The following is a 6,227-nucleotide window of genomic DNA, read 5'->3' as shown; positions in this document are numbered from 1 at the left end:
TATCAGGATGGTCGCAACGCAACGTCGCCATCATCGCGCCGCGCCGCGCCCCGGCCGACATGATAGTGCGGCACATCGCATCCCACACATCCATGAACGAGAGCGGGCCGGATGCATCGGCGCTGACGCCCTTCACCACCGCGCCCTTGGGCCGCAGCGTGGAGAAATCATAGCCGATGCCGCCGCCTTGCTGCATGGTCAGCGCGGCCTCGCGCAGATGTGCGAAAATGGCGCCGAGATCATCCTCGATGTCGCCCATGACAAAGCAGTTGAACAACGTCACCCGGCGCTCGGTGCCCGCGCCGGCGATGATGCGGCCCGCAGGTAGAAACTTGAAATCCTCCAGCGCTGTATAAAACCGGTCCTCCCATAACGCCGGCTCCGCCTCCACGGCGGCAAGCGCCCGGGCGATGCGGCGCCAGCTATCCTCGATGCTGAGGTCCACCGGTGTTCCGTCTTCGTGTTTAAGCTGGTACTTGTCCGCCCATATCTGGCGCGAAATCGAGGAAATCCGCTCAAGCGCGGGGGGCTGCGTCTGCGAGTGTCCGGCAACCATGTCCATCACATTGTCCTGTCTTCTGTCCAAGCCGCTGTTCACCAACCACCACGCGCCCTCGCACCGCCGCGCCAGCCCGGCGCAAGCGCTGCAACGCGGTTCCATCATGCGACTCCGCAAACCTGCGGTCAGCTATTTTTTTTAAGCCTGGACGGCATCGAACACAACACAATATCTAGTTGTTTATTTTTTTGTAAAACACAAAATATAGGCTTGTACCCAAGCTATGGCCAGTGAAAAGCGGGAGAAGCCGGCATGCCCGCTTCTCCCCCCGGCGGGCGGCGGGCACGAATCAAACTGGATTGAAGCCATGCTCCAATCCAGTTTGGCCAAACCTACCCGCCGAAAATACGCTTTATCAGCCGTGGCCGCTCAAAATCGCCAGCCGCACGGCTTCCGCCTTGGCCGCGATGTCCGCGGTTGCCTCGGGTGTCAGCGGCGGCAGGCCGAGGATGGTGTTCACCGCGGTCACCGTATCGGCACTAATCGGGATGGTCTTGTCCGAGGCCGAGCCAAGAAAGATCGCATACAGATCATTACTGGTCGATGGCGTCACGCTCACCCCGGTCAGCGCGGTGGAGCCCGTCATCGCCAAATTCTTGAGCAGCCCCAGATTCTCAACCGGAGAGTCGATCCGCACGATGGAAGGATAATAAGTCTGCACGATATACGCGAACTCTGTGGCAGGCAGCGAGTAGAGCTGCGCCACCGTCATCGTCAAGTCCGGCACGCCATCGGCGGTGAGGGTCATCACCGTGGTGCCCATGGTGGTCCAATTGCTCACCGCCTCTGCAAGCGCTTTATCGATCACATGCGCAGGCGCCCGCGCCACGCTCAGCCGGCCAAGCTCAACCGCCGGAATGCCTTCCTTCGCCCATACCGGGCGCCCGCCGGTGGTGCCCGCCGCCGCCGCGCCTGTTCCGGATTTTGTCGGCTCAAACCTGCCGGTTTATATGGAGATTGACAGTCTGATTACCGCCGCCGCCCCGGCTGACCAGCGTGACGCGGTGCATAAGGCCATCAGCCGTGAGCTGAGCAGCTTTGTCGAAACCGATGTCCGCATCATGCCGCCGCTGCCTACCGATACGATCGGCAATGCCCCCAGGCAGGCGCCGGAAGTCGGTGGCCCTGGCTATAAACTTGGGTCCTTCACGGTTTATCCCGAGGTTCAGGCGGGCTTGTTTTATGACAGCAACATTTATGATACCCGCTCCAGCACGGTTGCCGACAAGGTAGGCAGCATATCCCCGCGCATCGCCATCAAATCAAACTGGAATCGTAATGCGCTTTATGCCGAGGCCGGGACAGACCTAACCGGCTATCTCACCAAAGGAAGTGAAAATACCGCTGACTGGCACACGCTTGTCGAGGGCCGCATCGATGTTGACCGCAACACCCGCATCCTGCTCGGCGCTTCAGCACTCATGGAACATGAAGACCGCGCCTCGCCTGACGCTGTCGAAGGACTGACCCCGCCCCCCTATTGGGAGCAGAACGGCTATGCCGGCGTGGTGCATCGTTTCGGCAACTTCAGCGTGCGCGCCGGCGGCGCCGTGGAGCGCATAACCTTTGGCAATGTCGAGGCTACGCATGGCCCGATCAACAATCACGACCGCGACCGCAACCGCTATACATTTGGCGTATCCGTGCGTGACGACGCACAGTCGGGCTTGCGTCCTTTTGCCGAGTTCCTGGAAGACCTGCGCCGTTATGACCATTCCCCGGATGATTTCGGCTATAAGCGTAACTCTGATGGCTACCGCGCAAGCATCGGCGCGTTGTTCCGTATCTCTCCGGCCTTATCGGGAGAGGCATCCGCCGGGGTGATGGTGCGATATTATGCCGATCCGGAGTTTAAAACCATCACCACGCCTGCGGCCGACGCCAATATCCGCTGGCAGGCGGCGCAGAACACCGCCGCTGTCCTGTTTTTGGACCGCTCGATCGAGGAAACCACGCTCTCCGGCAGTCCCGCCTATATCTATACCGTGACCGGCGGCCGCGTGGAGCAGACGTTGCGCCCTGATCTTACAGGATTTGTGCGCGCTGCATTTGCATGTAGTGAATTCCAGCAGTCTTCACGATGGGACAATGAAGCGGATATGTCAGTCGGCGTGCGTTACTACCTCACCAGCCTGGTTTATGTCGGCGTTGATTACCGGTATACGCAGCGCGTCTCGGGTGATTCTTCCGTGAATTTTTCCCGCCATCAGGCGTATCTGATGCTTGGCGCCGCGTTCTGAATGAAATCTCTCTGCCCCGTTGAACCAAGAAAATTCCATGCCGCAGTAAATGTTATTTGGATTTTAGTTTGAAGTTGAAATTGCCATGAAAATTTTCAACTTATTGGTTGACCCATGTCAATGACGTTCAATCTTCCAGCCTGCGATCAGGTAAAAATCCGAAAAGATCATTCAATGAAAGGTAATGAAATGAAAGTCAGAGATGTCGTTTCAAGCTCAAGCTGTCATGGCGGCACCATCAGCGGCTTGGGCGGATTGCTTGTTGTCCTGGCCGGCCTGACAGTTATGAGCAGCCCCGCCATGGGGCAGACCCAAACCCAGCAGCAAGATCAACTGCAAACCCAAACACAGGATCAGTTGCAAAACCAGAACATGAACCAAAATCGGAACATGATGCAAAACCAGAATCGGACAAAGACCCAAGAGGAATTGAAACAACAGGAACGTAAACGCAAGCAGGAAGAGTTGCGGCACCGCAAACAGGAAGAGTTGAGGCACCGTAAGTCATTGGGCGGCAGCGGTATGGGCGGCGGTGGCGGCGGCAGCCATTAAAGCCGGATGACATGATGTTGAATCGCTGTCGATTGCATCTCATGTCTGAATCCGCCGCCATCTTATAAAGATAGAGTGTGATTGGATTAACGCTGACGCCCGAAGCTGATCGCGGCAGGTTGTTCGTCAAAACAAAAGGCAGAGCCTTCAGCCAAAAGCTGATCGCTCTGCCTCTGCGCGAACATCCGCTGGCCCGCGCCACAATGTTTCATCTGCCGGACGGCCAAGCGGCTTTATTGCGCCGCGGCTCCCAGAACATGGCCGTTCACCGTCGTGCCATAAAGCGAGAACGCGTTGTTATGGAACTTCGCCCTCGTCGCGGCCACGCTGCCCGTAAAGCGCGGGTCCTGCGGGCGGTCCTGGCTGTCGATATAGGCCGCCACATCCCATGCCTGCTGGGCGCTCAGCGTGCCGGCAAGGCCAAGCGGCATGTTGGCGTGGATGAAGTCCGCTGCATTGTTGATCGCACTCATGCCCGCACCCCAGTTGTAGGAATCCTTGCCCCAAACGCCAGGAAACACCACAGCCCCATGTGCCGCCGCCCCGGCGCCGTTCGCCCCGTGGCAGAGCGAGCAATTCTGCGCATACACCACTTGGCCGCGCTGGTAGCTTGGCGCCTCCGCCGGCTTCGCCAGCTTGGGGTAGCCGCGCCCCGCCATTTTGGCCCCTGTTGGCGCGTTGGTGGAAAGCCAGAACGAGTAGGACTCCAGCGCCACCATCACCTTGCTGTCCAGCGGCGGCGCCTTGCCGTTTTCGCTGAATCGGAAGCAGCCCTGCAGCCGTTGGCCAAAAGTATTCACCTTCTTGTTTTTTGACCGGTAGGCGGGATACGCAACATAGGCCGCCCACATGGGCGACGAATTGGCCAGGCGCCCGCCGTTCATGTGGCAGTTATCGCAGCTCAGCGTATTGCCGGTGAACTGCGGCGCGTATTTCGGCGTGTTGCGGAAAATATTCTCCCCCAGCTTCACCGCGTCGCCAAACGGCCCGGCGGGCATTGCGGCCTCGTCCGGCGGCGAAAATGTTGCGGGAGCCGGTGTCTGCGCCCACGCTGCCCCGGTGGGGGGCACGAGCCACGCTGCCCCCAGCAGCGCCAGCGCCATTGCCTTGCGGGGGTTCAGTTTCATGGACCTCATGGCTTCGCTCCGTTAGCGGGATCGGCGGGCAGGGCGGCATAATAGGCGGTAACGGCGGTAATCTGCGCCGGGGTGAGCCGGCGTGCCACCGCCGCCATCAATCCCATTGGCCCGGTTTTGCGCGTGCCTTCCCGCCAGCCGTTCAATTGCGCCGCCAAATACAACGCCGGCTGCCCCGCCAGGCGCGGAAACTGCGTGCCAACACCCAGGCCGCCAGGGCCGTGGCAGGAATCGCAGGAGGGAATGCCATCTGCCAACCCCGCCTGCCAGTCTCCCCGCTGCGCCAGCGCGGCCCCCGGCCCTGTGGGCAGGGCAGCGGGCAACGGCGCCGGTGCAACCGGCAGGGCGGCGTAATAATCGCTCAGCGCGGCCATCTCCGAGCCGGTCAGCGGGGCTGCCATCCCAGCCATGGTCGCGTTGGCGCGCTCTTTGCTTTTGAATGCCGCAAGCTGCGCCTGCAGATACGCCGCCGGCAAGCCCGCCAGCGCGGGAAACCCGGCAGCCTGGTTCCCCATGCCGTTGGCGCCGTGGCAGGCCGCGCATTGGCTTGCCTGTGGCGGCGCCGCAGCACTCCTCTGCGGCCAGCCAAGGCCGGCAATCAGCGCAATCATGAGACCACATAGAATACGGTACATGGCGTTTCCTGTCTTGTTATCCCGCGGGGGCCGGGCTCGGCGCGCTCCCCTTATAGGGTTTGAAGTCATAACGTTCGAAAATTGCCAGCGCGGCGGGCGAGTGGATAAACGCCAGCCACGCCTTGGCGGCATCCGGGTGCACCGCCCCTTTCACCATCGCTCCGGCATAAATCGCGGTCGTGTTCTCGGCGGCGGCGATGGGAACATCGCTGATCGGATGCCCCGCCTGCTCCTGGAACACCGCCTCCGACTTCCAGGTGATCCCCGCATCCGCCAACCCCTGCATCAAAAACAGCGGCGTCTGCCGGTGGTGGATATGCGTGAGAATCGTCGTGCCGTTGGCAACGCCGGTCTCATAAATCTGCTTCTCCAGCGCTACCCCTCCCGCCTTCACGAGCGAGGCTTGAATTTGCCGCGCGATGCCCTCAAACGCCGGGTTGGGCATCACCAGGCGCAGCCCCGGCCTGCCCAGATCCGCCAACCCGGTGATATGCGCGGGGTTGCCCTTGGGCACCATGATCGTGAGATTATTGGTGACATAAGGCACCGCCGGGCCGGTGAGTTCGCCTGCCGCAATCAGCGCCTCAACCTTCTTCAAACCGGCGAAATAAGCATCCGGGCGCGCCGTGAACGTCATGTTGCCGGAGGTGAAGGTTCCTCCCGCTTTCATTGCCGTCACCAGCATTCCCGGTGGAATCGTCACATAAAAAATGCGTCCCTTATACTGCGGGTTCTGCTGTTCAAACGCCGCCACCAGCGGCGCCATCGCAAAATAATAGTTTCCACCGACGTAAAGCACGAGTTTGGGGTTAGTGAGATCACCATGGAAATCGGCCATCACATCAACTTCCGGCACGGTGAACTCAAAACCCTTGTTCACCGCGCCATTATTCTCGCCATGCTGCCAGGGCGGAAAAATCTGCCCCTCATAGCGCGGCGGCTGCGCCTTGCCGTTCCAGCCGCTATCCGCCGGCGTGCCGGTGGCAGGCTGGGCGCGCGCATTCCCAGCCGTTGCGGCCGCCATCGCCAACACGGCAACGGCCTGGATACTCCTGGTCAACATGGATTTCTTCAAACGCATGAGTCCGCTCTTTTCATGAAAACA

Annotated in this window: 7 protein-coding genes; 2 read left to right on the top strand and 5 right to left on the bottom strand. The window is 60.5% G+C overall.

Going from position 1 to position 6,227, the window contains the following annotated elements; genetic code table 11:
• Nucleotides 1-562: ribonucleotide reductase N-terminal alpha domain-containing protein (locus tag HKL97_RS04355; RefSeq protein ID WP_291422882.1), on the bottom strand; the 562-nt coding region annotated here is incomplete at its 3' end.
• A gap of 352 nt (nucleotides 563-914) precedes the next feature.
• Nucleotides 915-1,367 (bottom strand): hypothetical protein, encoded by a 453-nt coding sequence (locus HKL97_RS04350; protein WP_291422881.1) that lies wholly within the window; start codon nucleotides 1,365-1,367, stop codon nucleotides 915-917.
• A 49-nt stretch (nucleotides 1,368-1,416) separates the two neighbouring features.
• Between HKL97_RS04350 and HKL97_RS04345 the strand changes: the two genes are divergently transcribed.
• Together HKL97_RS04345 and HKL97_RS04340 are read left to right on the top strand one after the other, a co-directional pair.
• Nucleotides 1,417-2,799, top strand: coding sequence for an outer membrane beta-barrel protein (locus tag HKL97_RS04345; RefSeq protein ID WP_291422880.1), 1,383 nt, complete (start codon nucleotides 1,417-1,419; stop codon nucleotides 2,797-2,799).
• 120 nt (nucleotides 2,800-2,919) lie between these two features.
• Nucleotides 2,920-3,351 (top strand): hypothetical protein, encoded by a 432-nt coding sequence (locus tag HKL97_RS04340; RefSeq protein ID WP_291422879.1) that lies wholly within the window; start codon nucleotides 2,920-2,922, stop codon nucleotides 3,349-3,351.
• Between the two features lie 233 nt (nucleotides 3,352-3,584).
• Here HKL97_RS04340 and HKL97_RS04335 read toward each other — a convergent pair whose 3' ends face one another.
• Genes HKL97_RS04335 through HKL97_RS04325 form a run of 3 tightly spaced genes read right to left on the bottom strand, consistent with a single transcriptional unit; the run spans nucleotide 3,585 to nucleotide 6,203 of the window.
• On the bottom strand, nucleotides 3,585-4,478 hold the full coding sequence (locus HKL97_RS04335; protein ID WP_291422878.1) for a c-type cytochrome: 894 nt from the start codon (nucleotides 4,476-4,478) through the stop codon (nucleotides 3,585-3,587).
• 5 nt (nucleotides 4,479-4,483) lie between these two features.
• Nucleotides 4,484-5,122, bottom strand: coding sequence for a c-type cytochrome (locus HKL97_RS04330; protein WP_291422877.1), 639 nt, complete (start codon nucleotides 5,120-5,122; stop codon nucleotides 4,484-4,486).
• A gap of 16 nt (nucleotides 5,123-5,138) precedes the next feature.
• Nucleotides 5,139-6,203 carry a substrate-binding domain-containing protein gene (locus tag HKL97_RS04325; protein WP_291422876.1) on the bottom strand — a complete coding sequence of 355 codons (1,065 nt, stop codon included), beginning with the start codon at nucleotides 6,201-6,203 and terminating at the stop codon, nucleotides 5,139-5,141.
• Nucleotides 6,204-6,227 lie beyond the last annotated feature (24 nt).

The organism is Acidocella sp., from assembly GCF_013044125.1.
Taxonomy (GTDB): domain Bacteria; phylum Pseudomonadota; class Alphaproteobacteria; order Acetobacterales; family Acetobacteraceae; genus Acidocella.
Note: the sequence above shows the minus strand (reverse complement) of the source record. Positions and strands in the feature narration are given on the sequence as shown.

Excerpts from the sequence above, each read along its gene's own strand:
- HKL97_RS04330 (WP_291422877.1), bottom strand. The coding sequence starts at position 5,122 with ATGTACCGTATTCTATGTGGTCTCATGATTGCGCTGATTGCCGGCCTT.
- HKL97_RS04325 (WP_291422876.1), bottom strand. The coding sequence starts at position 6,203 with ATGCGTTTGAAGAAATCCATGTTGACCAGGAGTATCCAGGCCGTTGCC.
- HKL97_RS04340 (WP_291422879.1), top strand. The coding sequence starts at position 2,920 with ATGACGTTCAATCTTCCAGCCTGCGATCAGGTAAAAATCCGAAAAGAT.
- HKL97_RS04345 (WP_291422880.1), top strand. The coding sequence starts at position 1,417 with ATGCCTTCCTTCGCCCATACCGGGCGCCCGCCGGTGGTGCCCGCCGCC.
- HKL97_RS04335 (WP_291422878.1), bottom strand. The coding sequence starts at position 4,478 with ATGAAACTGAACCCCCGCAAGGCAATGGCGCTGGCGCTGCTGGGGGCA.